This window comes from Streptomyces luteireticuli, from assembly GCF_041519305.1.
GTDB classification, from domain to species: Bacteria; Actinomycetota; Actinomycetes; order Streptomycetales; family Streptomycetaceae; genus Streptomyces; species Streptomyces luteireticuli.
In genome coordinates, this window is the sequence record NZ_CP167927.1 from 2,989,643 (window position 1) to 3,015,481 (window position 25,839).

Annotated in this window: 21 protein-coding genes; 6 read left to right on the forward strand and 15 right to left on the reverse strand. The window is 66.4% G+C overall.

Going from position 1 to position 25,839, the window contains the following annotated elements; translation table 11 throughout:
* Position 1 precedes the first annotated feature (1 nt).
* Positions 2-922 carry a hypothetical protein gene (locus tag AB8735_RS13030; protein WP_372407393.1) on the forward strand — a complete coding sequence of 307 codons (921 nt, stop codon included), beginning with the start codon at positions 2-4 and terminating at the stop codon, positions 920-922.
* A 22-nt stretch (positions 923-944) separates the two neighbouring features.
* Positions 945-1,280, forward strand: coding sequence for a hypothetical protein (locus AB8735_RS13035; protein ID WP_372407394.1), 336 nt, complete (start codon positions 945-947; stop codon positions 1,278-1,280).
* Between the two features lie 222 nt (positions 1,281-1,502).
* On the opposite strand, the gene AB8735_RS13040 is transcribed toward AB8735_RS13035, so the two are convergent.
* From AB8735_RS13040 to AB8735_RS13090, 11 genes are all read right to left on the reverse strand, one after another.
* Positions 1,503-3,731, reverse strand: coding sequence for a hypothetical protein (locus tag AB8735_RS13040; protein ID WP_372407395.1), 2,229 nt, complete (start codon positions 3,729-3,731; stop codon positions 1,503-1,505).
* A gap of 6 nt (positions 3,732-3,737) precedes the next feature.
* Positions 3,738-4,826 carry a hypothetical protein gene (locus AB8735_RS13045; RefSeq protein WP_372407397.1) on the reverse strand — a complete coding sequence of 363 codons (1,089 nt, stop codon included), beginning with the start codon at positions 4,824-4,826 and terminating at the stop codon, positions 3,738-3,740.
* The gene (locus AB8735_RS13050) at positions 4,826-5,758 is read right to left on the reverse strand and encodes a hypothetical protein (protein ID WP_372407399.1); all 933 of its coding nucleotides are present in this window, start codon (positions 5,756-5,758) and stop codon (positions 4,826-4,828) included. The genes AB8735_RS13045 and AB8735_RS13050 overlap by 1 nt, the downstream gene beginning before the upstream one ends.
* A 13-nt stretch (positions 5,759-5,771) precedes the next feature.
* Positions 5,772-6,668, reverse strand: a complete 897-nt coding sequence (locus tag AB8735_RS13055) for a hypothetical protein (RefSeq protein ID WP_372407401.1) — start codon at positions 6,666-6,668, stop codon at positions 5,772-5,774.
* The gene (locus AB8735_RS13060; RefSeq protein ID WP_372407402.1) at positions 6,668-8,647 is read right to left on the reverse strand and encodes a hypothetical protein; all 1,980 of its coding nucleotides are present in this window, start codon (positions 8,645-8,647) and stop codon (positions 6,668-6,670) included. Before AB8735_RS13060 ends, AB8735_RS13055 begins: the two co-directional genes overlap by 1 nt.
* A gap of 207 nt (positions 8,648-8,854) precedes the next feature.
* Positions 8,855-11,704, reverse strand: a complete 2,850-nt coding sequence (locus tag AB8735_RS13065; protein ID WP_372407404.1) for a phage tail tape measure protein — start codon at positions 11,702-11,704, stop codon at positions 8,855-8,857.
* A gap of 360 nt (positions 11,705-12,064) precedes the next feature.
* On the reverse strand, positions 12,065-12,619 hold the full coding sequence (locus AB8735_RS13070; RefSeq protein ID WP_372407405.1) for a hypothetical protein: 555 nt from the start codon (positions 12,617-12,619) through the stop codon (positions 12,065-12,067).
* Complete coding sequence (locus AB8735_RS13075; RefSeq protein WP_372407406.1) at positions 12,619-13,119, reverse strand: hypothetical protein; 501 nt, start codon at positions 13,117-13,119, stop codon at positions 12,619-12,621. Before AB8735_RS13075 ends, AB8735_RS13070 begins: the two co-directional genes overlap by 1 nt.
* 118 nt (positions 13,120-13,237) lie before the next feature.
* The gene (locus AB8735_RS13080; RefSeq protein ID WP_372407407.1) at positions 13,238-13,669 is read right to left on the reverse strand and encodes a hypothetical protein; all 432 of its coding nucleotides are present in this window, start codon (positions 13,667-13,669) and stop codon (positions 13,238-13,240) included.
* The gene (locus AB8735_RS13085; RefSeq protein ID WP_372407408.1) at positions 13,666-14,091 is read right to left on the reverse strand and encodes a hypothetical protein; all 426 of its coding nucleotides are present in this window, start codon (positions 14,089-14,091) and stop codon (positions 13,666-13,668) included. Before AB8735_RS13085 ends, AB8735_RS13080 begins: the two co-directional genes overlap by 4 nt.
* Positions 14,091-14,516: a DUF6093 family protein gene (locus tag AB8735_RS13090; protein ID WP_372407409.1), complete on the reverse strand. Its 426-nt coding sequence runs from the start codon at positions 14,514-14,516 to the stop codon at positions 14,091-14,093. The genes AB8735_RS13085 and AB8735_RS13090 overlap by 1 nt, the downstream gene beginning before the upstream one ends.
* A 500-nt stretch (positions 14,517-15,016) precedes the next feature.
* Between AB8735_RS13090 and AB8735_RS13095 the strand changes: the two genes are divergently transcribed.
* On the forward strand, positions 15,017-15,481 hold the full coding sequence (locus AB8735_RS13095) for a hypothetical protein (RefSeq protein ID WP_372407410.1): 465 nt from the start codon (positions 15,017-15,019) through the stop codon (positions 15,479-15,481).
* Here the strand turns inward: AB8735_RS13095 and AB8735_RS13100 are convergent.
* Complete coding sequence (locus tag AB8735_RS13100; RefSeq protein WP_372407413.1) at positions 15,467-15,964, reverse strand: hypothetical protein; 498 nt, start codon at positions 15,962-15,964, stop codon at positions 15,467-15,469. The genes AB8735_RS13095 and AB8735_RS13100 overlap by 15 nt on opposite strands.
* A gap of 5 nt (positions 15,965-15,969) precedes the next feature.
* Entirely contained in the window at positions 15,970-19,845 is a 3,876-nt protein-coding gene (locus AB8735_RS13105) for a polymorphic toxin-type HINT domain-containing protein (RefSeq protein WP_372407414.1), read from the reverse strand.
* A 621-nt stretch (positions 19,846-20,466) separates the two neighbouring features.
* Here AB8735_RS13105 and AB8735_RS13110 point away from each other — a divergent pair.
* The 3 genes from AB8735_RS13110 to AB8735_RS13120 all read left to right on the forward strand — a co-directional run bounded on the left by AB8735_RS13110 (position 20,467) and on the right by AB8735_RS13120 (position 23,979).
* On the forward strand, positions 20,467-20,853 hold the full coding sequence (locus AB8735_RS13110; protein WP_372407415.1) for a hypothetical protein: 387 nt from the start codon (positions 20,467-20,469) through the stop codon (positions 20,851-20,853).
* Between the two features lie 136 nt (positions 20,854-20,989).
* Positions 20,990-22,522: a trypsin-like serine protease gene (locus AB8735_RS13115; protein WP_372407416.1), complete on the forward strand. Its 1,533-nt coding sequence runs from the start codon at positions 20,990-20,992 to the stop codon at positions 22,520-22,522.
* Between the two features lie 323 nt (positions 22,523-22,845).
* The gene (locus AB8735_RS13120) at positions 22,846-23,979 is read left to right on the forward strand and encodes a methyltransferase domain-containing protein (RefSeq protein WP_372407419.1); all 1,134 of its coding nucleotides are present in this window, start codon (positions 22,846-22,848) and stop codon (positions 23,977-23,979) included.
* Between the two features lie 165 nt (positions 23,980-24,144).
* On the opposite strand, the gene AB8735_RS13125 is transcribed toward AB8735_RS13120, so the two are convergent.
* Both AB8735_RS13125 and AB8735_RS13130 read right to left on the reverse strand, forming a co-directional pair.
* Positions 24,145-24,366, reverse strand: coding sequence for a DUF397 domain-containing protein (locus AB8735_RS13125; protein ID WP_372407420.1), 222 nt, complete (start codon positions 24,364-24,366; stop codon positions 24,145-24,147).
* The gene (locus AB8735_RS13130) at positions 24,359-25,234 is read right to left on the reverse strand and encodes a helix-turn-helix domain-containing protein (protein ID WP_372407421.1); all 876 of its coding nucleotides are present in this window, start codon (positions 25,232-25,234) and stop codon (positions 24,359-24,361) included. The genes AB8735_RS13125 and AB8735_RS13130 overlap by 8 nt, the downstream gene beginning before the upstream one ends.
* Positions 25,235-25,839: the final 605 nt, after the last annotated feature.

The window sequence follows — 25,839 nt, forward strand, 5'->3', positions numbered from 1 at the left end:
GATGTCCGCCGCGTCTCTCGCGGCCGCCATAGCCCTGGTGGGTTCGGCAACGCCGGCCTTCGCCGACGGCACCCCCAACGACACCGCGCGGGCTGTCTCCGTCGTGGAGAAGGCGAGCGGAACCAGCGACGTTGCCTCCTCCACTTCGTCCGCGGGAGCGGCGGCTCAGGCCACCACCAGCACCGAAGCGGGCCGCATCACCGTCACCGCCCCCGCGTCTTCCGCCGGACAGGTGAAGGCGGCCGCAGCGGACGGGACCTCCCTGGGCCTGCAGTTGGAGAACGCCAAGAGCGTTACCGGCGTCAAGGCCGGTGCCGGCACCGTGGTTTACTCCGGCGTCGCCCGGTCCACCGACCTCGCTGTTCAGCCCACCACCGACGGCGGCGCCCGCACCCTGGTCACCCTCAAGGACTCGGCAGCTTCCACCGACCAGCGCTTCGCCCTCAACCTCCCCGAGGGCGCCCTGGTCATCCCCGACGCCGACGGCGGATACCACCTCTCCCGCACCACCCAGGGCGGCCAGAGCGTCATGGTCGGCGCCATCGAGGCTCCCTGGGCCAAGGACGCGAACGGCAAACCCGTCGCCACCAGCTACAAGCTCGAGGGCAACACACTCACCCAGCACATCGAGACCAACAAGAACACGGCCTTCCCCGTCGTGGCCGACCCCAAGATCACCTGGGGCAACGTCACCGGCACCGCATACTTCACCAAGTCCGAGACGAAGAACATCAGCATCTACGGAGCGACCGCAGCCATATCCACGACCATGCTGCCGCCGCCCCTGAACGCGCTGTACGCGATCAACGCCTCACTGGTCACCGCCAAGGCCAGCGAAGCACGCTCCGACGGCTACTGCCTGAAGGTCAAGTTCGCCGCCGGCATCTTCATCCCGGGCGTCTACAGCAACGGCTGCGACTAACACAGCCCGCACCTCTGCCATCATGGCGGAGAGCGCAGCAGCAGAAGGGGTGTTTCCTGTGAACTGGTGGTTATGGACGGGCGTTGCAGTGTTCTGCACAGCGACACTGGGCCTGGACGCGTATCTCACGCACCGAGGAGTGCGCAGCCGCTTGGCCCGCCTGGAGGCATTCACAGACGCCTTGGCGCTGCTGCCCGGGGTCATCGCCGTCGTGCTGATCCAGATGTTGACGGACGGATCCGACGCGCAGGTGCTACCGACTTGGGCTTCGGCCTGCTTCTGGGGAATGGGTGTCACCCAGGCCGTCCATCTCGGGCGGCTTGAGCGCACAGCTCGTCACCGCACCACCGGCGGCTGACGTACTCGCCTGGGGAACTGGGGTCTGCGTGAACTCGCTAGCTCCTCCCAGCCCATCACGGCACAAACAGCGATGGGCCGCACAGCTTCCTGTGCGGCCCATCGCCGCACCCGCAGCCTCTGGACTGGCAGAGCGGGAGACCATCTTCAGCGCAGTGGGCAACGGCCTTTTGAGGGGCGGCACCGTTGCGCGTCAGGCCGTTTCGTGAGCGCCCTCCCAGTCCTACTTCAGATAGCTGACGCGGAGTTGAGGGGCATTGTCTTGGCCGACACCATGCGCAACGCCATAGTACGTGGGTGAGGTGCTGTTGGGGTCGAGCGCGATCCCGCGAAACCGACTCGGATCGAAGATCTGAGTGACATTGACCCATTTCCCTTGATTACGCGCCCAGTCAACAGCCATCGAGGAGCTATCGGCGGAGAATACGCCGGGCCTGGACCCGTGCCCATGCGGCTTGATGACGGCGCGTCCTCCAGAGTTATTGAACCAGTGGTCAAAGTACAGATACACCTCCACGGAGATGATCTTTGCGCCGGATACATCTGAGGCGACCCCTGCCGGGAAACCGATCAGGGATGATTGAATTCCATTCGCAGAGCTGTAGTACCCCTGTAGACATTTGTTACCGAAGTACCCGTTGTACGCACCGCGGTTGCTGTAGGAGCCGGACCAGGTGCAGGAGTACGTCTTCACGTACCGGCGCGGCGGAGGTTTCTGTGTGCCACCTCCCCCTGTGTTGAATTGCCCCGTATCGGGTGTGAGTGGTCCTACGTCCTCGACGTACATCGCTGCCGGGTAGGCGGGGCCTCCAACCAGACTGGCTGTCGCGCCGCTTGGCGTGTTCTTCGTCAGGAACGTACTCAGAAGGCGATGGGTGCCCTCTGAGAAATTGCTGACGTACTCCAGGCGAACACGCTGCCATGCCGACTGGATCAGAGGGTAGACGGCGCTCTGAATCTGGGGCGATCTGATGTCCGGGGCGTCTTCGCCGCTATCGCGGATGCGTAGCTGGATCTCTCCTCCGGCTGCTGAGGGTATGGCGTGGGCGTCGAGGACGACGCGGTACATGCGGGTCGGATCGGCGGTGAAGGCCAGCTCGACGTACCCCACCTCGCTGTTGCCTCCGGCGATTGAGCTGGTCTGGTGGTTGATGGCGACCAGTCCTTGTGGCAGCCACGCGATGTGCGTCTCCAGGGTGTCGCCGCGCCAGATGAGTCCGTCCGCCACACTCAGGTTCTGGAAGCCTGCCGCCCCTTCCTGGGAAATACTGGCTACTGCGACGCCGTCTGTGGACAGGGTCAGGAAGTTCGGGGTTCCGGTGGTCAAGGACACGGCAACTTCCCCGTCTGCACCGTAGAGTCGGACGCCGTCGGGGCTGACCTCTCCGCGGGCGCCTCCTGTGGCCGAGGACAGGACGACCCGGCACTCGGCATTGTCGATCCAAGCGGTGCCGGAGCTGCCCGTTGCCTCGATCCGGACGGAGGCTCTCGCGCATCCCGACGGCGCCTGAACCGTGTTGGAGATGCGGTGCCACAGGCCGTCTTTGAGTGCTGAGGCGGTGGAGACCTGTCCGTCTCCGAGGCGGTTTCCGTTCGCGTCGTACCACCGTAGGGAAATCGCGGGGCTGTTGCCTGTCCAGTCCGGGGAGCACCGGTAGTCGGCAGCGAGCCAGAATCGGTCTCCTGGGGTGCAGGGAAAGGCATCGAAGCTGATCCCGTTGACGGACCCCGCGGTGATGCGCAGGCAGTTCGCCGAGGCGTTGCCGCCGGGCTCCACCACGATGGCGGTGCTGCCGGCGTCAGCGAGCAGCCGTCGCACGTATCCCGTCTCGAAGGACGGGTCGGGGAGGAGGTTGCCGGTCGTGCCGAGTGCGAGCTGGTCAGCGCCGATACTTCCGGCCTTGATATGCGTGGAGGTGATCGATCCGGCGGGGAGCTTGTCGGCCAGCGGCGCTGGGACCGCCGACGCGGTCTCCGAGGGAGTCGAGGCCGCCCCGGAGGTGTTGCGTGCGATGAGGCGTACCCACATCTGCCGGTCGCAGGGGATGGAGACGGTGCCTCCACGTGGTGACTCGATCGTGCTGAACAAGGTGGCGGGGGAGGGCTCGAAGCCGGCGACGGGCGAGACGTGTACCTCGGTGCGTGCGAAGTCCAGCCGCAGGATGCTTCCGCCGTTCCAGGTGCCGTCCCAGGTCACGACGATGGAGCCCAGAGCCGGTTCGACCTGCGGGGCAGAGGGACGGTCGGGAGCCCGCCCATTGACGATGTTGACGGCGGAGGAACCGTCGGTTTGCTGGCCGATCACGGCGCGCAGCGAGCCGTGCCCGTCGTAGACCTCGACGGCTCCGTCCTCGATGGAGGAGTACGAGAGCCTGCTGGCCCTGGAGAGGGCGGTGAGGCGCTGCTCCAGGGCGACGATGCGGGCGGCCAGGTGGTCGAGGGGGTTGGGCACAGGTCGTCACGCTCCGTGGGTGAACGCGTCAGGGCGTGCCAGGGTGAGGGTGGCGCGTTCGGGGTTCTCGCCCTGCGGCGGGGTGAACTTGATGGCGGTGATGCGGCACCAGCTGTCGACCTCGGTCCATTCGTCGTGCAGGCGCACCTGGACGTCGTCGCCGATCTGGTAGGACCCGAGCCGGGCGCTGGGGTGATCGATGACGCTGAGCTCGTGGACCTCTCCCATGATCTGCCGAGCGATCCGCTCGGCGCGCGTGCGCGCGGCCAGGCGGTCAACGGCTCTCTCGGCGTGGGCTTCCAGGACGTGCTCCAGTCGGAGGCGGCCGTCGCGGGTGGCGTCGACGGTGCGGCGCCGGCTCCTCCCCTCCCCCGCGCCGAGCCCGATGACGACCTGGGCGTACTCGTCGGCGTCGTAGACCACGGGCACGGTGGAGGCGACGTTGACGCCCGAGGTGAAGCTGATGTCGTGGCGTCGTGTCCCGAGGCAGGGGATCCCGAGGCGGATCCGTCGTGCGGGTAGCCCACTGGACCAGGAGACGGTCTCGGTCCACTCGGGTGCGCCGTCCACGGCGGTGGCGTCGTCGATGGCGCTGCGGAGCGTGGGTGCTTCCCACCAGTCGGTCCGGTACGGCTCGGCGGGGGTGCCGATCGTCGCCTTGCTGGTGGCGGAGTCGACGGTGACGCCGAGGCCGGTGTCCGGGAGGGACTGTGCGTACGCCCAGGTGTCGCGGATCAGTTGGCAGGGGTCGGCGCGCACCCAGGGGCCGCGGCCGCCGAGGTTGCCGTCCACGTCGTGCCGGCGGGACAGGTAGGAGGTGAACCCGGAGGCTTCGATGGGGTATTCGGCGCCGGACGGTTCGGCGCGCCAGATGATGCCGCCCCACAGCAGGGTGCCGTCGCGCTCCACGTAGATGAGGGTGGTGCCGGGGTCTACGTGGGTGCGCAGCAGGTGGCGGAACCGGGGCTTGAGCGTCGCCTTCAGCGAGCCGGGTCCGTTGAGTTCCGGGCCGAACTCGACCTCGGACAGGGGCAGGTCCCAGGTGAGGATGTCGCCGGTCAGTGCGTGCTGGGTGATGTAGCGGTAGGCGGGCATCAGACGGGCCCCTCGGTGAATTCCACGTCGCAGATGAGGCTGGTGCTGCCGTCTACGCCGAGGTTGCCGGATTCGCTCCGGGAGAGGAGCGTCATGATGCGCAGGGGCTGGGTGGTGCCGCGCATGAGGGGTGGCACGGTGAGGCTGTCGGCGAGGACGACGGTGCTGCGCCGCACGTTCCGTCCTTGGTCGTCGTCGATGTCGGTGTCCTGGCCTGCCACCATGTCGCCGAAGAAGTGCTGCATGGACCCGAAGACGTCACCGGTGTCCATGCGTAGGCCGGCGACGGTGGATACGGCCTTCATTTCGGTGGCCCATGCCGGGACCTCGATTCGCCAGTTGGCCGCCTCCGGCCACGGGCGCCATTTCGAGTCCTTCGTGGTCAGTCGCGATAGCGACCCCGGGAACGCGGTGTACAGCATGCGTGTGCGGCGTGGGTTGGCGATCCGGCGCAGGTCGCGGATCATCGCTGTGGTGATGACGGCTGTCTGGGCCGGGATGTCCAGCCGCGCGAGGGGGATGGCGGTCATCCCTGGCGGTACGTCGCGCGTCGTCGACGAGCAGTTGGGCACCACGTGGAAGTAGCCGATGTCCTGTGTGGCGGGGTCCAGTGTGCCTTCGTACTCGGGGTCTTCGACGCGGAGGACGACCAAATCCGAGCGGGCTGTGGCGCCGGTCGGAGCGATCGGCACGGTGGCGTCGCCGACGTTGTACTGGGTGTATGCCCCCTGCCATGGTGCTGCGCCCCGGATGACGGCGGAGCCGTCGCCGATCCGTACCCCTGCCCCGGGGGTGGCCAGTTGGGTGACCTTGAGGTCGTTTCCTTCTGTGATCCCTGCGTTGCCGCGTGCGAGGTCCCGGATCATCATGCGCATGGCCCGGGCTGGATGGGTGCCGCCGTGGACCATCATCGGTGGCTGGATCAACGTCACGGGTGCACGTCCTTTACAGGGCCGCCCAGGCTGACTGCCATGTCACCTGGAGGCGGCTGGTGTTGGTGTAGTCGGAGGCGGTCCACCGGATCTCGGACCGGCCCGGCGGCAGGCTGAACAGGTCGAGTCGGGAGGAGCTGTGGAGGTCGGGGGCTGCGTTGCCGGCCCCGTTGCGCAGTACCCAGCGCGTGCCCGGGCGCGTGGAGATGTCCAGGGTCTCGGTGGGCCCCAGGCTGGTGGACAGGGTGAGGGTGCGGCCGGTATCACCAATGGTGATCTTGGGGTTGGAGACGGGGCCGGTGATGCGGAGCGCCGGACAGGCGGGCCGGTTTCCGTCGTTCGTTGCCCAGCCGGGTCGGTCGGCTGGGGTGGCGATGCCCGTCGTCATGGGTGCCACGAGGGGAGCGCGGAAGCCGCCCTTGTCGCCGGAGATGTCCAACGGCAGCGTGATGCTGCGGGTGGTGTCGTCGTGGAATGTGGGGTCGAGCGCGACGAACTGGATGTCCAGGGGGATCCAGCCGCTCAGGACGTGGGAGGTGCTGGTGGCTTCCACACGGCGCAGCCGTCCGTACAAGCGGCGGGTTTCCCGGCCCGGCCAGCGGATGCGCAGCACTGCGGTCTCGCCGGGTGTGGTGCGTACGGCCGGGGTGTCCACGGCTTGTTCCAGTTGGGCCAGGAGGTCCAGTGCGGCCGCGGGGCGTCCGGGGGTGCGGATGCCGGCCTCGATGCGGAGGGTTCGCGGCCCGTACCGGTCGGTCCCGGGGAAGGCGCCGTCGCCGGCAGGGTCCTCTACGTCCTGCGTGCGCATCTCCGGCGATCCGATGCCGTCGATGTTGGACACCAGGATGTCGGTGTCCGCGCCCATGAGTACGTCCCCGACCTCCAGCTGCCAGTCCTGGAGCTCCCGCATCACGGTCTCCCGCCGCGGCGGGCGTTGCGTAGCCGGCGCATGACCTCGGCTCCGATCTGCTCGGGGGTGGCGGAGCTGTCGGTGACGGTGACGGGCATGGTGCCGATCAGCGGCGACGGCTCCCGGATGACGACGACCTTGACCGGCCCGTCGGGGCGGGCGGCCACCGTCCGGACCGGCATGGCGGAGCCGGCGGGAGCGACCTGGAGGCCGAATCGGGTCGCGACGTCGGCGAGCACGGACGTCGCCCGCGCTCGCCGCGCGGACGCGAGGGGGATGAACGCCTCGCCCTGTGTGCTCGGCTCGGCGAAGCGGATCAGGCCGCCGCGGGTGGGCGGGTAGATGCCGGGCTTCCAGATCCCGCCGTTCTCGTAGGACAGGCCGCGCTGGGCCCGGGACAGGTCGGCGAGGAACGGGTCGGCCGTGCGGCCGAGGCCCGTGATCCTGCTGCGGCCGAGGCCGGCGACCTCGATGATCCGGTCTTCCTCGAGTCCGGTCTTCTCCGACACCTTGTGGATGCCGGCCGCGGTGTCCTTGATCGCGGCGATGATGGTCAGCAGGTCGGTCAGGGCGTCGCCGGGGAGAGTCTTCTTCGATGCCTTGGCCGCGTCGTTGGCCTGCTGGGCCTTCTTCTTGTTCTTCACGGCCTCGGCGGCCAGGGCCTCGGCGTCCTTGCCGCCCTGTGCCGCGAGCATGGCCGCGAGGTCGCCGTATCCCATGGCGGCCAGCCGGGTGAGGTTGCGCTCGAAGGTGCTCTGGTTGCGCGTGGCCTTCGTGAGCTGGCTGGTGAAGTCGCCCAGGGTGGCGCGCGCCGACGCCGCCAGCTTCTCCAGCTCTCTGCTCATGCTGCGCACGTACTTCGTCGACCCGGAGGCCATCCGGCGGGTGAGCTTGATGCCGTCTTCGCCCATGTCGGCCAGGGCGTCGGCCACGTCTTGGCCGGCGCGGCGGGCCACCGTCGTCAAGTCCTTGTGCCACTGGATCGAGGCCCTCGACGCCGCTCTCAGCTTCTTCATGAACTGGTCGAGGTCGAAGTTGCCCTTGCTGTCCTTGGCTTCGCCGGCGAGGCCGGACAGCGTGTAGAGGGTGGGCGGGCTGTAGCTCCAGTTCGACAGGCCGCCGTCGGCGAACCACTCGATCCTCCGGCCGCCGAGGCGGCGGACGGTCTCCTCGGCGATCAGTTTCGACCGGGCTCGTTTGCTGGGGGCCAGAGGGATGTAGCTCTCGCCCCCGCTCTCTCGCTCCGCCCATACGCGGATGTCGCCGGCGGGAGCGATCTGCGCTACGTGGTCTTCGCGGGGCGTGCCGCTCGCGTTCCGGATACCGCCTTGGGCGTAGTAGTCGACGACGCCGCCGTCGACCCAGTGGCCCATGCCGGCGATGTGTGCGGATCCATCCGAGTTGAGGCCGTCGTAGCTGTAGTGGACACCGACGGTGATGTCTTTGCCGTACAGGCTGTTGATCGCGGACTGGATGGTGCTGACGGCGGCCGTGGGCCCGCCGGTGGGCACGGTGACCGTGACGTCTTTCGAGCCGGGTACCGCGCTGATGGTGAACCCGAGCTGCTCCAGGGCGGAGCGCGCAGCCTCTGTCGGTGCCGACACATGGACGGTCTTGGCCCCCGGGGTGCTCTGGAGTTCGGCCTGGACCTCCTGGAGGCTGGCGATCGTCGCCTGGGTCTGGGCGCTGACTTTGACGTTCTTCCCGCTGGGCACCGCCCCGAGCTGTTCGATCAGCCGTTGCAGGGCGCTCTGGGCGCCACGAGTCGGTGCGGTGATCCGGATCTGCCGGGTGCCCGGGAGCGTCTCCACCGTGAAGCCGAGGCTCTTGAGGTCCTTCTGGGCCTTCTCGGTCAGCGAGTCGACCCGGATGGTACGTGCGCCCTTGAGCCGGTCGAACTCCGCGCTCACCGCCAGGAGGTCGGCCAAGGTGCTGTCCATCCCCTTGGTCTCCAGTAGCAGGGAAACCTTGGTCGGCATCAGCCCGAGGCTGTCCGCGACTCCTTCGGCTTGTTTCTTGGTCAGTCCGTACCCTTGTGCCGCACTGACGGCCGCGTCTCGTGCCTTCTCCATTTCTCGGCTCGCCGCGCCGAGGGCCTCCGGCAATGGCTTGTTGTTCTGTTGCGCCAGCGAGTAGGCGGAGACCGATGCTTGGGCTGCTGCATCACTGAGTGCCGTCAACTGGGTTTACAACGCCTGGCCGTTGCGTGTGGTGGTGTTGAGCGCACCGCTGCTGTTCAGCAGGGCTGAGCCGTATCCTTCAGCTCTGTTGACGCCGGTCTTCAGTCCTTCGTTGACGTCGAGGACCGCCGCGTTCACGCGTGCCTCTGCCGCCTGGAGTGACATCTGCCCGCCAGAGAGGATGTCCAGGGCGCCTTTGAGGGCTCGGGTCCGCTGGTCAGCATCGGCTGTCTTGTCCGCCAGGGCACCGACCGCTGTCTTCAGACGGTCGTAGGCGCTGGCTCCGCTTCCTGTGCCGGCGCTGGCATCGGCGAGGCGTTTGGCGTTGCGGATGGACTCCGCCATTTCGCCTTTGACTTCGCCGATAGCATCGGCGGCCATCTTCGCTTTCAGGCCGACGTCGTTGTATGCCATTCCTCCGCCGACCATGACACGATTGGATTCTGCGGTCCTGTCCAGGCCCTGTTGGAGTCTCTCCAGTGCATTGCCTTGGTCAAGATAGGCATCTGTGAGCTGCCGCATCGGAACGCCAGCAGCTTCCACGAGATCGACCAGCTTCTTCTTGCCATCGCGGACCCGGGTGTCGATGAGTGTTTGGGCTGCGGCCGCGCGTACGGCATCGGTTGTCGCCCCACCCGACTCCCGCAAGGCTGAGGTCAGGGAGGAGATGCGCTGTTGATGCTCCGCGGCGGCTTGTGCCGCTTGCTGCTGGCGGGTTGCGAGCATGCCCAGGCCGAGGGTGGCCACCGACAGGGCGGCCCCCCAGGGGCCGCCCAGGGCGCCAACCAAGCCCTTCATCGCTCCGCCCAGCCCGACGCCGGCCGCACGTGCCATTCCGGAGAGGGTTCCGGTGAAGGATGAGGCGGCGCCCTGGGTGCTACGGAACGCGGCAGACATCTGACCGACGATCGGGATACGGGCTTGCAGGACGGCGAAAGCGGCTCCCATTCGGCTGATGGAAGCCCCGGAGGCGGCGGCCAGTGATTGCTGAACTTGCATCTGCTGGTTCAACGACCGCCAGGAACCGGCAACATGCCCGCTGACGGTGGACGCAAGATTGGACAGGGCTGGACCGACCCGCCGAGTGAGGAGCATGGCAGCGACGGCTGCTTGGACCGGTCCGGGCAGTGACGCGAAGGCACGGACGAGTGCACCGACGGCTCGACCGGCAGGGACCAGGACGGCTGATAGACCACCGACTGCGGAGAGCGCCAGGTTGGCAACGGTCACCAGGATGTTCAGGGAGGTTGCGGCGCCACCGGAGTTGCTGCCGAGGGCGCCAAGTTCCTTGAGCACGGCTCCGGCTCCGCGCGCGGCGTTGCGCAGGACGGTGTCCAGCGTCCGTGCCGCGTTGAGCAAGAGGTTGAGTCCTGACGCCGCAGTGCGTTCGCCCATGTCCTTGAGCGGCTTGACCAGACGTTCGGCGTCCTTGGCGAGATCGCCGAGTCCCAGACGGGTTTTGGCCTTCAGCTCGGGGCCGAAGAGTGTGGCGACGTTGCGCCCGTAGGCGAGCGCTGATGTGAGGTGGGGCGTGATGGAGGACAGGCCGCGGGTGGCCAGCCTGGTCACATACTCAAGCCCAGGAGCCATGCCCTGGTAGAGCTCAAGTCCCGTCTGCCGTGCCTGGGTCTTGAGCTGCACCATCGCGCCAGCCAGGCCCTTGCCGCGTGCGGCGGTGATCTCGGCTGCGGCACCGTTTTCCCGTACTGCTGTGGACAGGGCGTCGAAGGACTGGACTCCTTGGTGGGCCATGGCGATGGCACCGCTCATGGCGGGCTTGCCGAAGGCCATCTTGACGGCTTCGGTGAATGCCTGAGGACTCAGTTTGTGCTGCGCCTTGGAGAGGCCCTCGATGACTGTTCGCAGGCCGAGGAATTTCCCTTCAGCGTTCCAGGCTTCGATGCCGAGGGTCGCGAGTCCATCTCGCATCTGAGCTGTGGGTGCTGCCAAGTTGGCCAACATGCCGCGCAGGCTGGTCCCGGCGGTCGACCCGAGGATTCCCGCCTTGCCGAGCATGCCGACGGCGGAGGCAGCGTCCTCCATGCTGATGCCTAGTCCAGCCGCCACCGGACCGGCATACTTCATGGCATAGTAAATGTCCGTGATTCCGCCGCTGGCGTTGTTTGCTGTGGCAGCCAGCGTGTCGGCGGCCCGGGATGCCTGATCGGCACCCAGGCCAAATTGGTCCATGATGTCCCCCAAATACTTGGCGGACTCGGCAGCGTTGACTCCGGCGGCTGAAGAAAGCTCCAGTGCGGCCCGGACAGCCTCGATCGACTGGTCCGTTCGAAAACCGGCCTTGGCCAGCTCGACCATGGCCGTGGCAGCGTCGGTCGCGGACGTGCCCGGCAGGTTCAGGTCCGCGCCGAGCCGGTTCGCCATCCAGGCGGCCCGCTGCATCTGTGCAGCACTGGCCCCGGTGACCGACTGGAAGATCGCCATCTCCCGCTGGTAGGCGTTGCCTTCTTCGACGACGCCGTGGAGTCCCTGGGCGAGGGCGCCGCCGGAGAGCAGGAGGGCCAGGGAGGCACCGTGCCGTTTCGCGGTCTCCAGCGCCCGTCCGAACACGCCGAGCGAGCGTGCGCCGTCGTCGCCTACCCGGCCCAACTGGCCACGGACGGCGGAGGAACGGGATGCGAGCGCGTCGAGCCGTGCGGCGGCCTGGGCTGCCCGAGCGGCAACGGAGTCCAGTTGACCGGCCGCGCGGGACGCTGCGGAACGCAGGTCGGCCAGCCCGCGGTCGGCCTGCTGCACGTGCTGCGCCAGGGAGCGTGCAGCATTCGACGCGGCGGAGAAGCCGTTGATGAGGGACCCGGCTTCAGCACGTAGTTGTACGAGCAGGCTGTAGGTGGTCATGGGTGCTTCACCCGTCGTCCTGGTGCAGGGTGAGGTAGGCGTCCCTCGGCAGGAGGGTGATCTTCACTCCGTAGCCGGCGCTGCCGTCGGGAACGCGGCTCTGCTCCTGGGCGATCACCTCGCATCCGGGGCACCGGATCGTGTCGGCTATGTAGGCGTGGCGGTGGCCGCCCTGGGCCGGGTCCCAGTCCGAGGCGCGCGTACGGCAGTCCGAGCACAGGGTGCGCTGCCATTGCTGCCACTCCAGGGCTTTCGCGCGGTCCAGCTCAGTCCATCGCCCGTCTCCGCCGAGGAATTGGGAGTGAGGGATGCCCCATGTCGCGCACAGGTCGAGCTCGTTGCGCAGCTGCTGGTCAGCGCTCAGTCTTTTCCCAGGTCGATCCGTCCGTCCTGTTGCACGGTCCAGGCCGCGTCCCACAGGGCGTTGGCGTCCGCCGCTGTCCACAGCTCCAGCAGTTCTCGGGCGTCGTCCTCGCTCATGCCGTCGGCGGATGAGGCGCTGATCAGGGCGGCGGGGAAGGTGACCGGGTTGAAGGCGGCGCCGTCCTGCGCCTCCGTCGGAGGATGGGCGCTGATCAGCTCTTCCATCACGGGCCGGGGCAGGGCTCGGAAGGTCAGGACAACGGAGCGCCCGTGGAATTCGGCGCGGGCGGACTCCAGGTCCTCTTCGGCCTGGGCAGCGGCCTCCCCAAGTTCTGCAATCCCCGGGCTGCTGTCGGCCAGCTGTCGCGCACGGCGTGCTTCGTCGCGGGCGCGCTCGTATCCGGAGCGCGCGCCCTGGTCGTCGCAGATCCGCACGGTTCGCTCGGGGAGTGTTCGGGCCCGCAGCTTCGCCATGGTGGCTGACCAGTGTGCGTCGCTGTCGACGACCGCGGCGGGCGGTGACGGCTTCGCCGTCTTCTTGGAGACGGACATCAGGTGCCGCTCCCGGCCCGCGCCGGCACCGGCGCATCGAGGGCAGGCGGGGAGATGACGGTCATGTCGACCTTGAACTTGGCGGCTTCGTTTCCCGCGTTGTACAGCGCCGTCCGGCTCGCCACCTGGGCAGGGAATACGTCCATGGACTTCGAGCCCGGGTTGTCGCCCTTGCGCAGGAACACCACATAGCCGAAGGCGCCTTTGGAGAGCAGACCCTCTACGGTCTCGGACTGCTCGTCCTCGTAGAAAGTGATGGCCGACTTGTCAGCCTTGTCGATTCCTGGAATTGACGACGAGAACGTGGAGGCCATGTCCGGCGTCTCGATCGAGTCATTGGTCAGCGACCATCCATCGACATCTGCAACGGTGTCGGTCAGATCGAATGCGTTGGGCGCAGTGAGCTCCGCGCGGGTAGGGACATGGCTCGGTGCGGCGATGGCCTTGAGCCAGAGAATCTTCGTGATGCCACGGCGCATGAACCGTTGCTGCTGGGCCACGAGGCTGCTCCCACATCCGGGGCAGCGGCCGACGCGCAAGGGCCCTGCCCCTATTAGGTAAGGGGCTGCGCCGGGCACAGGAGCCGGGCGTCCGCGTGGGCCTCCGCGGTGAGGGTGCTCAGACCGGGGTCACCGTCAGGGTGAACCGCTGTATGTAGGTAACGATATCCCCCGCCGTACCGTCAACTTGACTTCCTTCAGTGCTCAACTCGCGGTCGATCACCTTCATGCCGGGCACGCTCAGGCTGTTGGCCCAGCCCGTGTGCGACCGGCCGAACAGCGCCTCGCGGACGCGGTCCGCGAGCCACAGGGCCTGATCGACACGCTGGCCCACCGAAGTGACCTGGTAGAGCCATGACGCATCAGCCGCCCAGTCCGAGAGGGAGGGCCCCGAGAAGGACCCGGTGAGACTGTCGAGGACGGCGTACGGCGGTTGGGCCGGCTGGCCCGACGAGTCCCGCGGCAGTACACCCATCCCGCAGGGACGACCCGTTGCTTCTCCGACCAAGGCGGCCACCGCGCGGGTGAGGGGAAGCCGCGGAAGCGTCATGGGAGCACTCCCTTGGCCAGTGCCTCGATGTACCCGGGGTGCGTCTCGCGCCAGGCAGGCTCGATATGCGGGTACGGCGGCTGGCGGTAGTGCCGACCGAGGGCGTCCACGCCAACGAATCCGTATTCAAGTCGCGCCTGTTGAGGGGCTCCGCTGGAAACGGTGCCGGCGACGGAGCCACCGGAGATGGACATCGTCACGTCCCACGACGCTCTGTACTGGCCGGTGATGACGTTGGGGCCGGGCCTGCCGGAGGCGTGCTGCTGGATCCGGGCGCGCAGCAACATCGCATGGTGACGCGTGATGGCCCGCGTACGCGCTCTGACCGCCGGGCCCAATCGAGCGAGTGCTGCGGCCAGTTGAACGGGGTCCCGGAATGCGGCGGCATCGGGGTGCGCATTGGGGTGATCGTTCTCGGCCATCACGTCTCCTGGAGTCTGACGATTCGGACGATCGCGAAGCTACTCACCGCTGTGCCCGCGACCCGGAAGGTGCGTCCGAGCAGGAGCGGATCGCGAGGCCCTGCCGACCGTAGAGAACCGGTGATCACCAGCTGATCGTCCCGGTGGAGAGCCGGCGCGTCGACAGGGATCAGCGCCTGGTAGGTGGTCGTAATCGGCCGGACGGCAATGTGGGCGCCATCGATCGGATCGGAGACAGCCGGGGATCCCGCTGTGACGGCCCCACGGCCGGACCACACGGTGACCGAGGTAGAGGGCCGGAGGGCCCCGGTGCGGTCGTCCAGAACATCGTCGCTCCGGCCTGCTGGGTCCCGGGTAACAAGGATTTGGTCGTCCAGGATGCTCTCCACGACCCGCCGGATGCCGTCGAGGTCAAGCCCGGCCACGAGCCCACTCCACCAGTTGCCGCATCACCGCAGCGGTGCCACCACCAGGGACCGATTCCAAGTCCGGGCGAGCCAAGGCCACTCGCTCAACCTCTACTGGATCCAAGGCTTCAAGAAACTGCGCTGCCGCTGGACCGGGATCGGGTGGCACCCCAATCTGGACCTTGGCAGGCAGATCAACCTCAGCGGGCCATACCTGCGTTGGCCCGAGGTGAAGAACAACCCTCGGCGGAGTCAAGGGGTCGACTCTAATATCGGCCGCCAGTACAGATCGGCTGACATCGACACCATCCACCGTGATCTTGTACTGGTCTCCGTCAAAGCGGAGTTCAAAGCGCGAGGTCATCGGCGGAGCCTATACACCCCCGACATCAGCAGCAGTGAGAAGCCGCTATCTTTCCGGATGTGATCGCTGAGTTTCCGCTGGTCAGGAATGGGGGCGGTGTCGCCGAGGGAGGGATGGGGCGAGTCATTCGCTCTCGGTGATGCGGAGGTAGCCGGTGGCGTTGGTGATGGGGTTGCTGGAGGAACGGGAAGCCGCCGCCCGGGTGCGGGTGGAGGACCTTCAGGCGGAGGAGGACCGGATCCTGGCCGAACTCGGTGCGGTCGAGGTGGTGTTGGTACGCCGGGTGATCGCGCGGACGGAACTGGCCGAGGCCCTGGCCGCTCCAGCCGCGGCAGCGGATGCGCCGGTCGACGTTCCGCGACTGGCCGAGGCCGGGACGACCATGGCGGCTCAGGCGGCCCCGGTCGCGGGCTCGGCCGTGCCGCGATGGTGGCAGGGGGCGTCCTCGGAGGTGCTCTCGGTGGACTACCGGCGGCTCATCGAGCTGGTGGAGGCCGAGGCGGTCGGCGGTGAAGGGGTGCCGGCGAAGGAGCTCGCGGCGTGCCTGACGGGACTTCACTTCAGCATTAGAACACTGAAGTTGCTTGCCCGCCGCCTTGCTACCTCAGCGCGAAATTGATGCCTGAAGTAGGCTGCACGCAGACGACCAAGACGGCAAATTATCTTGAACCTGCCTCAGGTCCAGACTTGAATAGTCGGGCGGCGCTTCACCAAGCCCTTCCGATTCGAGTACATAAAACTCCGCCAGGTCGCCCACCAGTGAGAGGTGCGCCTCCGGGAATAATCCAAATTTCACATGAAAAGATTCACCCAATTGGCCAGGAATGCTGGACATGACCGTCAGCGCTGCGAGAGGAGTCAGCCTTGTTGGCGAGTTCCAGTCGAACGAACGTAGACCTCGGACCACAAGCAGTGCAGAATTCCCCACATAGAAATGCAAGGAGGTGCGCAATTCGAAGATAACGGCCGCCGTGGAGGTCAAGTAGCATACTCGGGAGTCGAGCAGCTGCGCCTCTTGCAGTGCGTCTTCTTCTCGCAGGGGATCCAATTCAGTCGAGTCGAGAACGGCCGAATACAGCCCACCCTGGACGAGATCGTTCATCGAGATCACGGGATTGGGATATGGGCGTAGGGGTGACTGTTGCCGATCGTCTGCCCAGTTAAAGGGTGGACTCTCTGATTTGTTGCATTCATGTACACCACATAACCTTTCGGGTACTGATGGCCGCCGGGGGTAGTGACAGGATCCATCACTCGAACTTGCACCACCCGAGGATCGAGGCCCTTGGTTCCGGCCGGAATATCGTAAGCCCATCCCTTGCCACTGTCAGTCAGTGTACCAACAGCCCCCTTAGGCAGTGGTAATACCTCTCCAGCAGGCCCAGGCACCGAATCGAGCGAGCATATGCCGTTGTGGACGAGTATCGGCGTCTTCCCCGCAAATGCATAATATGTATGGACGCTCTCGACTGTGATGTTATAGGTGCGTGTGTGCTGACTGTATGCTCGATTGGCCTGAACTCGGGCGGAACTTCTGTCCTTGCTCAGGAGGTCTGTTCCTGGTTTCAGTTCACCGGCTTCGACCCAGCGGTGTTCTCCCGGGCTCCAGAACGGATGTTCGTAGGTGGCGGAGAGTTTTTCAGAACCGCTGGGGGTTGTGATCGTTAGTTCGTTAAAGTGCTTGTCGTCTTCGGTGGCGATCAGGCCGGTGACGGCATGAGGTTCCGTTTTTCCGGTGGTCGGGTCTGTTGCGAGGACTTCATCTCCTTTCCTGACGTCCTCGATTTTCTTCGTAGACTGATCACCCATGAGTATTCTGGTGCCGACCGGGAAGCACTTGCAGTCCAGTAGCCTGTGCGACCTGCCCGCCTCCTTTTCGACGTCCTTTTTAAGTACCTTCTTCCCACCCTTGATGAGATACTTCCCACCTTTTGCTAGCTTCCCCGACGGTAAGATCGAGGCACAGTTGATTATTTTGTGGTCGAGGAAGCAGTCAGCGGCATCGTTCGTGCCGCCGAGATCGCCAAGGAATTTCCAGACGCCTGTCAGGCAGCGTGTGTCGTACCACGCGCAGTCTTTCTTTTCGTCTTCGTCTGCCTGTTCCTCGATGTTCTGGGCGGTCAGGATCTCCAGGATTTGTTGTGAGGCGGCGTTTTGGGCGGCGCTAATTTCTTCCTGGAGTCGCAGTTGGGCTTCGAGTGCACGTTTTTCTTTCTCTTGCAGTACGTAGACGCGGGCCTTGGTCTCGGCGGCAGCGAGCTTGGCGGCGTTGGCGTCTTGATGGGCTTGCTCGGCGGAGGCTCGTGCGTTGACGGCGGCTGCGGAGGCGGAGTCGGCGGAGTCGCGTGCCCATGCTGCGGATGCTTCAGCATGGGATGCGGCGGTTTCTGCGGCTTCGGCGTCGTGTAGGGCTGCTGTTGCTGCTTCGGTGGCTGCCTTTGCGGACTTGGCAGCTTGTGCTGCTGATGTTGCGGCTTGCTGGGCGTAGTGGTGGGCCTGGCTGGCGTAGTCATCGGCTTCACCAGCCGATGCCTTGGCTTGTTTGGCTGCCTCGGCGGCTTCCGTCGCGGCCTTGTTGGCATTGGCCGCGACGGCGGCGGCCTGCGAGGCGTCTCTTTGGGCTGTGGCTGCTGCTGCGGCGGCGCCAGCGATGAGCTGCTGGACAGCTGCTGTGTGGGTGGCAGTGAGGTGGTCCAGTCGGGCTGTGGCGTACTGGCCGGTCTGGATGAACTGGTGCAGGAGCTGGGGCGGGCTTTCGAGCGCGACCTTGGCGGCGGCTTTGGTCTCGGGTCCGCCGCTGTCGAGGAGTTGGGCGGCGCGTGTGCGTTCGTCGGCTTCCCGGGCGGTGTACTGAGTGGCGTTGAGGAACTCGCGGAGCTTTCCGGTGGACCCGTCCATCAGTGCGAGGTGGGCGGCGTTCTTGACTCCTGTGCCGGCACCGTCGGAGATCTGGGTGACGCGAAGGCGGTAGTCGGCGAGCGCGGCTTCGTGCTGGCCAGTGCGCAGGAACTGGGATATCTGCTGTGCGTCGCCCTTGAGGGCGTTCTCGGCGGCTTTCCGGACTGCTTCCAGGCGGCTGTCGATGGCGAGGCGCCGGACGTCTTGGCGTTCGTCTTCCTGTGCGGCTTCCTTCCAGCCGGTGCGGACGTAGTCAAGGACAGTGTCGTCGGTGCCGGCGAGCGCGAGTTTGGCAGCAGACTGGCTCCAGGGGCCGCTGGACTTCATCGCCTGGACGGCGATCTTGCGTCCTTTGGCCGCTGCTTCCTTGGCGTCGGCGCCGGGTTTGGCTGCTTCGGCGATGAGGCGGACGACTTCGTCGTTGAGGTCTTTGCGTTCTTTGGCAGCTCGGGCTGCTTCTGCCTTGCGGTGCTCGTCGGCGTCTCTGAAGGCTCGGGCTTGCTCGATCCTGGCGGCTGTGCGGGCTTTGAGTTCCTCGTCCTCGACCTTGCGTGCGACAGCCTGGACGTTACGTGCGGTGGCGACGGCGTCCTTCGCGACGGTAGCGGCCTCTTGGGCGGCTTTGGCGTGCTCGGTGGACTGTTTGGCCGCGGTGGCCGCCTCACCGGCATGCTTGGCCGCTTCCTCTGCGGCTCTCCCGGCGTTGCGGGCATGCCGGGCGGCTGAGCCCGCGGCCTTCGCGGCCTCGTCCGCTGCAGTGGCCGCTTCGTCGGCCAGGGCTCGGGACTGCCCGGCCGCGCGGGCCGACTCGGACGCGTGGCTGCGAGCCGTTGTTGCCCACTGCCGTGCTCGGCCGGCTTCCGCGCTGGCCTCGCCAGCAAGGCCGCCAGCTTCATCCGCTGCGTTCGCCGCTTCGTTGGCGTTGGCGCTGGCGCTGGCCGCCGCACCGGCAGCATCCCGAGCAGCTCGGGCAGCGACCCCTACCTGCTGGGCCGCGGCCTGGGATTTCTCGGCCGCGTCCGCGGCGGCCCGGGCGTCCTCCGCTGCCTTGCGCGCGGCGGCAGCGCCGTTGGCATCCGTGGCCGCATTCGCCGCTGCATTGCGCGCCCGTGACGCGGCATCGGCCGCACCGGCTGCGGCAGCGGCAGCATTGGCAGCGGCATTCGCAGCCATACGCGCCGCGTAGTTGGCCGCCTTCGCCGCATCGATGGCCTCCTGTGCAGCCTCGGCAGCCCCCTGGGCCGCGTTCGCAGCCCGGCCTGCGGCTCCTGCGGCCCGGGCTGCGTCCTTACCGGCTGCCCTGGTCTCCTCCGCGGCTTTCTTGGCTTCCTTTTTGGCCAGCTCCGACGCGGCCACCGCTTGGTCGGAGGCTTTCTTGGCCGCGTTGGTCTGGCTCCTGGCGACCTGGCCGGCCTCCACCGCCTTCTCGGCCAACTCTCCGACTGTGGCTCGTTCCTGGTCGCGGGAACGCGCGATGTCCTGGCCGACATCGAGGAATTCACGGATGTCCTGCGGAGAACCTTGCAGCGCGACCTTGGCGGCTTCCTTGGTAGCGGGGCCCCCGGCGCTCATGATCTGCACAAGGCGAAGCCGCTCGTCGGCTTGGCGGGCCGTGTACTGGGTGTCCTCGAGGAAGTTGCTGACGTCCTGTGGCGAGCCCTTGAGTGCACTCTGGCCGGCTTCCATGACAGCGGGGCCGGCACCGTCCAAAGCCTGAGCAACCTGGATTCGCTGATCTGCCTCGAACGGACCTTTCCAACCACTGGCCAAGAACATTGCCAGATCTGTAGAAGATCCTTTGGCTAGCACGTCCTGGGCAGCGGCGCGCACATTCGGGCCGCCCAGGGCGTAGACCCGAAGCGTACTCAATCGGTCGTCGCCGAGCCGGGCAAGGGATTTCTCGCTGTCGAGGAAGCGCCGTACGTCTTTATCAGAACCTATGAGAGCTGCTTCGGCGCCAGCCCTGATGCTGGGTCCGCCGGTAGTCCATAGATCCACAACGACGCCGCGCTCAGTCATCAGTAACAGGTCGGCGATCTCGGTATCAACCAGTGTTGGTGTTTCCTCAGCCTCAGCGGGTTGCATGCTGAGGGATCCAATCAGAAGTATCAGAGACAGCAGGAACAGGCGAAGCGAGCGGACGCGGGTTGCCCATTTTCCTGCTGCTCTAGCCAGACCGCGGCGCGCGTCGATCTGCAGAGCATCCGAGCCGTCAACTCGTCTCCCACTTGGACTATTCAACTCGAAATCCCCCCTGAAGGGATATAGCAGGATGGGCTTTGTTGAATACAGGTGGCCTTGGAGCATACTCGGTCGTCGGCAGGAAAACGGAGGGGCAGAGTTATGCGGAACGGGTAGGTCCGGCCGATTTCGGCCGTGCGCAAGGTGTCCGAAAATTGACTGTAGGCAACGGATCGAAACCGACCGGCGGGATGTCGCTGAAGACCCGTCATCCCGTCCGGAATCAACCTCTCAATGTGAAGCGAGAGATGATAAGTTTCCACTCCGACTTGCCTCTATATAGTCGCTATGTGCGTTTTGACAGTCTCGGGAACCAGGAAAGGAAGTCCTGTGACGTTGCGAGCGCGTAGGCAGCGGGCTGCTGGTGTTGTTGCAGGTGTTGCCCTCTTGGCAGGTGCTCTTGCTCCCAGTTCCGCCGTCATGGCGGCTTCGGGACCTGCGGGGGACGCCGGTCCCCCCTTCGCCGTGGAGACGTTTGAGTACCCGAACGCGGCGAAGATCCTGAAAGAGCGGGGCATCACGCTTCACAAGGGTGACGGGCACATCCTCCTGGCCGACTGCGGCCTCACCCAGGACATCGTTGTGCTCTCCACGAGGATCGACGAGCCCAACCCCGACAGGGGCAGGTACTGCTTCAAGGTCACCGGGACGGGCAGGAGCGGCTACCTCTCCTTGGAGATCCCCAAGGTGATCAGCATCTCGACCGGGGACTACCTGGTCCGGGCCAACGTCACCGCTGATGGCAGGACCACCACCGTCGATGTGCCCAGGAACGAAACGAAGCCCGTTGGCCAGGGAACCAACCCTCCGGGCAGCCCTGCCGTTCTCGTCGATCTCCGCGTCACCGGCTGACCGCAGGCGGAAAAAGACCAACCCTGCACAGACCGACTCTGCTCGACCGCATCAATCCGTCGAGCCTTACCCCTTTGCAAGGGAGTGAACATTGTCTGGCATACGACCACGCAGTGCATGGGCGGCAGGGACTCTCGTGTGCACCATCATGGTCGGCCTGGTGACCGGCACTCCTAGCAACGCCGTTGTAGGCGACGCGGTGAAGGACGGCTCCTACGCATTCACGGCGAAACTCGACATCGGTGGTCAGCGCAGCTGCAGCGCGGCGCTGGTGGAGCCACAGTGGCTGATCACGGCAGCCAGCTGCTTCGCCGACAACCCATCCCAGAGCCTTGAGGTGCCTGCCGGCGCGCCGAAGCTCAAAACCACCGCCATCATCGGTCGCACCGACCTCACACGGGATAGCGGTGCGGTGGCGGATGTCGTGGAACTCGTCCCGCGGACGGACCGCGACTTGGTGATGGCCAGACTCGACAGACCCGTCAGCGGCATCTCCCTCGCCACTCCTGCCACCAGCGCCCCGCTGCCGGGTCAGGAAGTACGGGTTACCGGATATGGACGCACCAAGAGCGAGTGGGTGCCCGACCGTCTACACTCAGGCTCCTTCACTGTGGGATCAGTCCAAAGCACCCACATCGGGCTGGCCAGCAAGTCGCCGGAGGCAGCGGTCTGCCAGGGCGACACGGGTGGCCCTGCTTTCCGTGATGTCGGAGGCCGCGTTGAGCTTGTTGGCGTCAACAGCATGTCCTGGCAAGGAGGTTGCTTAGGAGCGGACGAGTCCGAAACCCGCAAGGATGCAGTTGACACCCGTGTTGATGACATTGCTGGCTGGGCTCAGGCTGTCTCCTCCCGAACCCTCCTGTCCCGGGCAAATTGGAAGAACGCAACCCAGATGGCCTCTGGCTACTTCACCAGCCCGCCCGGCACGAAACGCCGGATGGATCTGTTCGTCGTCTGGAACGACGCGTCTGCCAGCATCTTCCAGGGGGCCGATCACGACGACCCCCGCTACCCCTACTCCGCCGAGCACAAGGTCGCTCCCGCCGGCAGCTACTGGAAGTACGCCCGCGCTGTCGCCGGCGGCAGCTTCACCGGCAGCGGTACCGACGGCCTCACAGTCCGCTGGGACAACGGAAAGCTCTCCACCTACACCCACATCGACCTGAACGGCTTCCACGACGAGAAAGTCCTCGGCGCGGACGGTAGCTACTGGAAGAATGCCCGGCTGATCGCGGTCGGCCGCTACTCAGACAACGCACTGCGCGACGACATGTTTGTCCTGTGGGACGACGGCCAGTACTCGCTCTACTTCGACCTCGGCAACGGAATCGGTAAACGGAGCCACTTGGAAAGAGGCTGGACAGCCGCAGCGCAGGTCAGCTCCGGCGAGTTCGGCGGAGGCAAGACCGCCGGCCTGCTCATCCGCTGGAATGATGGTTCGGCCACGGTCTTGTCCGGTCTGGACGCGACCGGCTACCACGGCAGGACGAGCATCCGGCCTCCGGGGTCCGCCTGGGGATATGTCCGGAACCTCACTGTGGGCTCCTTCTCTGGTGACGTCAGCCGACCCGGCGACGTTCTCATCCGCTGGTCCAGCGGCGCCCTTAGCTACTACCCCGACGTCACGCCCCAGGGCACAACGCACGGCGAAGTCCAGCTCGTCGACTGACCACACCGTGACGTCCAATGGCACGCCATACGCCCCAGCAGCCGGAACCCCCTCTGAGGACAGAGGCGAGCCCTCATGGACGGCCTCGTTTGAGGCCAATCAGGCTGACTCGTTCCGGCCATTACCGAGCGTTCACGGGATGGCGCGCGCCCGGACGCGCCATGGTGGGAGTTCGCCGAAGGCACGATCGAAGGAGGCTCCGATGGGTGATCATCGCAAGCCCGACGAGGACCTGAGCAAGGGCAAGCCGCCGCCGGGCAACAGCGACGGACGGGTTCCTCCACCACCGCCCCCCTCTGGGACGCGCAGGAAGTAGAGGTCTCGTGCTCCAGTCTGAGGAACGGTGCGCCCGCCTGGCGGCCGCGATGGAGGAATCCGGGGCCTGGCCTGCAGACTCGCCATGGATCCGGGACGCCTTCACAGCCCGTCCCCGGCACCTTTTCGCTCCCGACCGGCTGTGGCACTGGGACGGCCACGCCTACGTCCCCATCGATCGGGAGGCCGACCCACAGAGGTGGGCGTCCGAGGTCTACGCGGGACCGGATGACCCGGCCATCACCCAGATCACTGGCGGCCTGCCGAGCTCCAGCCTGTCCTGCCCAGCGATCGTCGCGGACATGCTCGACTCCCTCATCCTGGAGCCCGGTCACCGGGTCCTCGAACTCGGTACCGGCCAGGGGTACAACGCCGCTCTGCTGGGCTGGCGGACCGGCCCCGGCCGGGTCACCACCGTGGAGGTGGACCCCGCCCTTGCCGCCGCCGCGCAGAACCGACTGGAGGCCCTGGGCGCGGGGGTGACGGTGCAGACCGGCGACGGCGCGGCCGGCTGGCCCGACGGGGCGCCGTACGACCGGGTGGTGTCCACCTACGCGGTCGAGTCCGTGCCGTGGGCGTGGATCGAGCAGACCTGCCCAGGCGGACGGATCGTCACCCCCTGGGGCCGGCTCGGGCACGTCGCACTTACCGTCGCCGACGACGGCAAGTCAGCGACCGGGTGGATGCAGGGCTTGGCCGCGTTCATGCCCAGCCGAACCACCCTCGCCGACGCTCGCCGGAGCTGGCAGCAAGTCCGCGGTGACCGTGCCCCGGACGACGAACGCGCCGTCGCCGTCGCCCCGGAGCGGCTGATCGACGGCAACGCGCTCTTCGTCCTGCGCGTCTGCCTCCCCGACGTCGAGGTCTTCGCCCGCACCGGCGACGACGGAGCCATCACCGGATTCCTCCACGACGGCCATTCCTCCTGGGCCATCCTCACCGCAACCGGGGACGGCGCAGTCCTTGCTCGTCAGGGAGGCCCGCGCCGCCTGGCCGACGAAGCGGAGCACATCCTCGTCGGCTGGAGGCGACAAGGCGAACCATCGCTGTACGACTTCGGCATGACCGTCCTGCCTGACCGGCAGTTCACCTGGCACAAGGACCCTGATACCGGCCCATACTGGCTGCCCGTCACCGGATGACGGGCAATCCGCCCTTCCCTACGTCGGTGGGGCCATGACCCGCGCCGTGACATTCGACAGCGCCGTGGACATGGAGACCCTCCTCTCTAAAATGGTCGGGTCCGGACAAAGTGGTGCCTCCCCACTGCGGTTGGGGAGGCACTACACCCAGGAGTCAGCCGATGGTCAGCCGAGGTCGCCGCCTTGGAGGGCCGACACGAACGAGCACCAGGCACCGGGTTCGACCAGGAGCGCGGGGCCGCTTGTGGTCTTCGAATCCCGGATGCCTACTCGGTGGACTAGGTGGACCGACTGAACGCAGGCGTTGCCGCCTCCACTGTGCGATGAGGTTGTCCAATCGGCGTCCGGTGCCAGGTGGGTGGATGGGGTGACGTGAGTATCAGGCATTGGTCTCTTTGATCTCTCGGGATAGTTGTTGCAGGAATCGTGGAGTGTCCTCCGGCGCCATCGCTGATGCCTGGAGAGCGGTGAACTTGCGTGCGAAGCGTCCGACTTCTCGCGGCTTGTCGGACATGGATACGGCACCCCACGCGTTGTCGACCTGTACGGTCGACGGAAGGCCCTCCAGCAAGTCCAGGATGGTGAAGTCGGCCCAGAACCGGAAACCGAACCGCATCGTGGGCCTGACCTGGACCGTGATGTGCTCCAACTGTGCCAGCTTGATGATCGCGTCGTACTGTTCGAGCATCACGTCCTGATCACCCAGGCAGTTACGGAGAGCTGCTTCCTCCAGAATCACCCAGAGGCTGGCGGGGCTGTCGTCCCTCGTGATCAGCTCCTGCCGCTGCATCCGCAGGGCTACGCCCTGCTCGACGAACTCGCTGGTCTGCTCGTCCGGTCCCTTGATTGTCTCGAAGACGGCCCGCGCATAGCGCTCCGTCTGGACCAGACCCAGGACGAGCGACGGGTGGAAGCCCCGGATGGACCGGGCCAGGGATTCGATACCGACGTACTGCCGCATGGACGGAGGCGTAGTCGAGTACCCCCAATCCTGACTGCCCGACTCGCGGTTGGCTCTCAGCAGGGTCTCGACGTAGGTGTCCTCTACCACTCCGTAGCGCCGGAGGAGGTTGCGCAGGTGCGAGGTCTGCTTGAACGGGACCTCGCCCTTCTCGACACGTTGGAGGTGGGATTCGCTGAACCCTAGCCCCTTCGATGCTTCGGCCAGAGACATCGACCCTGCTGCCTTGCGTAGCCCCCGGAGCTCGATACCGAGCTTGATCCGGCGGGCAGTTACACCGATCCGCGCTCCCACCCTTGCCACCTTCCGTCATCGTGTGCTCGCGGGGGAGTGTTGCACTCCGCGGTAGCACCGCGCAGCCCCCTGCGCCCGTCTCTTGCACGTCTGTTGTCAGTTCACGCGCCACTGTTGTCGGCGTGCGCACTCCTGACCTTGTTGTTCACGCTGCTGTTCCTGCGTGGCATGTGCCACTTCGTGATCTTCTGGGGATTCTGAGGGAACTCGCTTGAATCCAATTGTGGGACCCAGCAGGGTAGTTGTGCACGCAGCAGTCGGAAACCTTACGACTGGGCCGTGTTCCCCCGGCTGACCGCTGTCTAGCATCCGACAGCGGTCAGCCCTCCTCCCCAAGCTCCACGCCTCGGAGGCGAGACCCATGACCCTGGATCCGGCGACGACCGCGTCGCTTCCCCGTCGGGCACCCCGCGCCAGCCTCTCCGCGCCGTCGCGGACCCTGCCCGGTGTGCCGCTCCGGCCGGGCCGTCGGGACCCCGCGGCCTCGCCGCGCAGCGTGTTGGCCGACGCCTTCAGGCGCGGCGCGGCCGCCGGACAGCGTCCGCCGACCGCCTAGAGCCGCCGTGCCATGTAGGGAGCACCCCCTGCGTCCTGCGTGGCACGGC

Excerpts from the sequence above, each read along its gene's own strand:
- AB8735_RS13030 (WP_372407393.1), top strand. The coding sequence starts at position 2 with ATGTCCGCCGCGTCTCTCGCGGCCGCCATAGCCCTGGTGGGTTCGGCA.
- AB8735_RS13035 (WP_372407394.1), top strand. The coding sequence starts at position 945 with ATGGCGGAGAGCGCAGCAGCAGAAGGGGTGTTTCCTGTGAACTGGTGG.
- AB8735_RS13045 (WP_372407397.1), bottom strand. The coding sequence starts at position 4,826 with ATGCCCGCCTACCGCTACATCACCCAGCACGCACTGACCGGCGACATC.
- AB8735_RS13055 (WP_372407401.1), bottom strand. The coding sequence starts at position 6,668 with ATGCGGGAGCTCCAGGACTGGCAGCTGGAGGTCGGGGACGTACTCATG.
- AB8735_RS13060 (WP_372407402.1), bottom strand. The coding sequence starts at position 8,647 with ATGCCGACCAAGGTTTCCCTGCTACTGGAGACCAAGGGGATGGACAGC.
- AB8735_RS13065 (WP_372407404.1), bottom strand. The coding sequence starts at position 11,704 with ATGACCACCTACAGCCTGCTCGTACAACTACGTGCTGAAGCCGGGTCC.
- AB8735_RS13070 (WP_372407405.1), bottom strand. The coding sequence starts at position 12,619 with ATGTCCGTCTCCAAGAAGACGGCGAAGCCGTCACCGCCCGCCGCGGTC.
- AB8735_RS13080 (WP_372407407.1), bottom strand. The coding sequence starts at position 13,669 with ATGACGCTTCCGCGGCTTCCCCTCACCCGCGCGGTGGCCGCCTTGGTC.
- AB8735_RS13085 (WP_372407408.1), bottom strand. The coding sequence starts at position 14,091 with ATGGCCGAGAACGATCACCCCAATGCGCACCCCGATGCCGCCGCATTC.
- AB8735_RS13100 (WP_372407413.1), bottom strand. The coding sequence starts at position 15,964 with ATGAACGATCTCGTCCAGGGTGGGCTGTATTCGGCCGTTCTCGACTCG.
- AB8735_RS13105 (WP_372407414.1), bottom strand. The coding sequence starts at position 19,845 with ATGCAACCCGCTGAGGCTGAGGAAACACCAACACTGGTTGATACCGAG.
- AB8735_RS13125 (WP_372407420.1), bottom strand. The coding sequence starts at position 24,366 with ATGCCTGATACTCACGTCACCCCATCCACCCACCTGGCACCGGACGCC.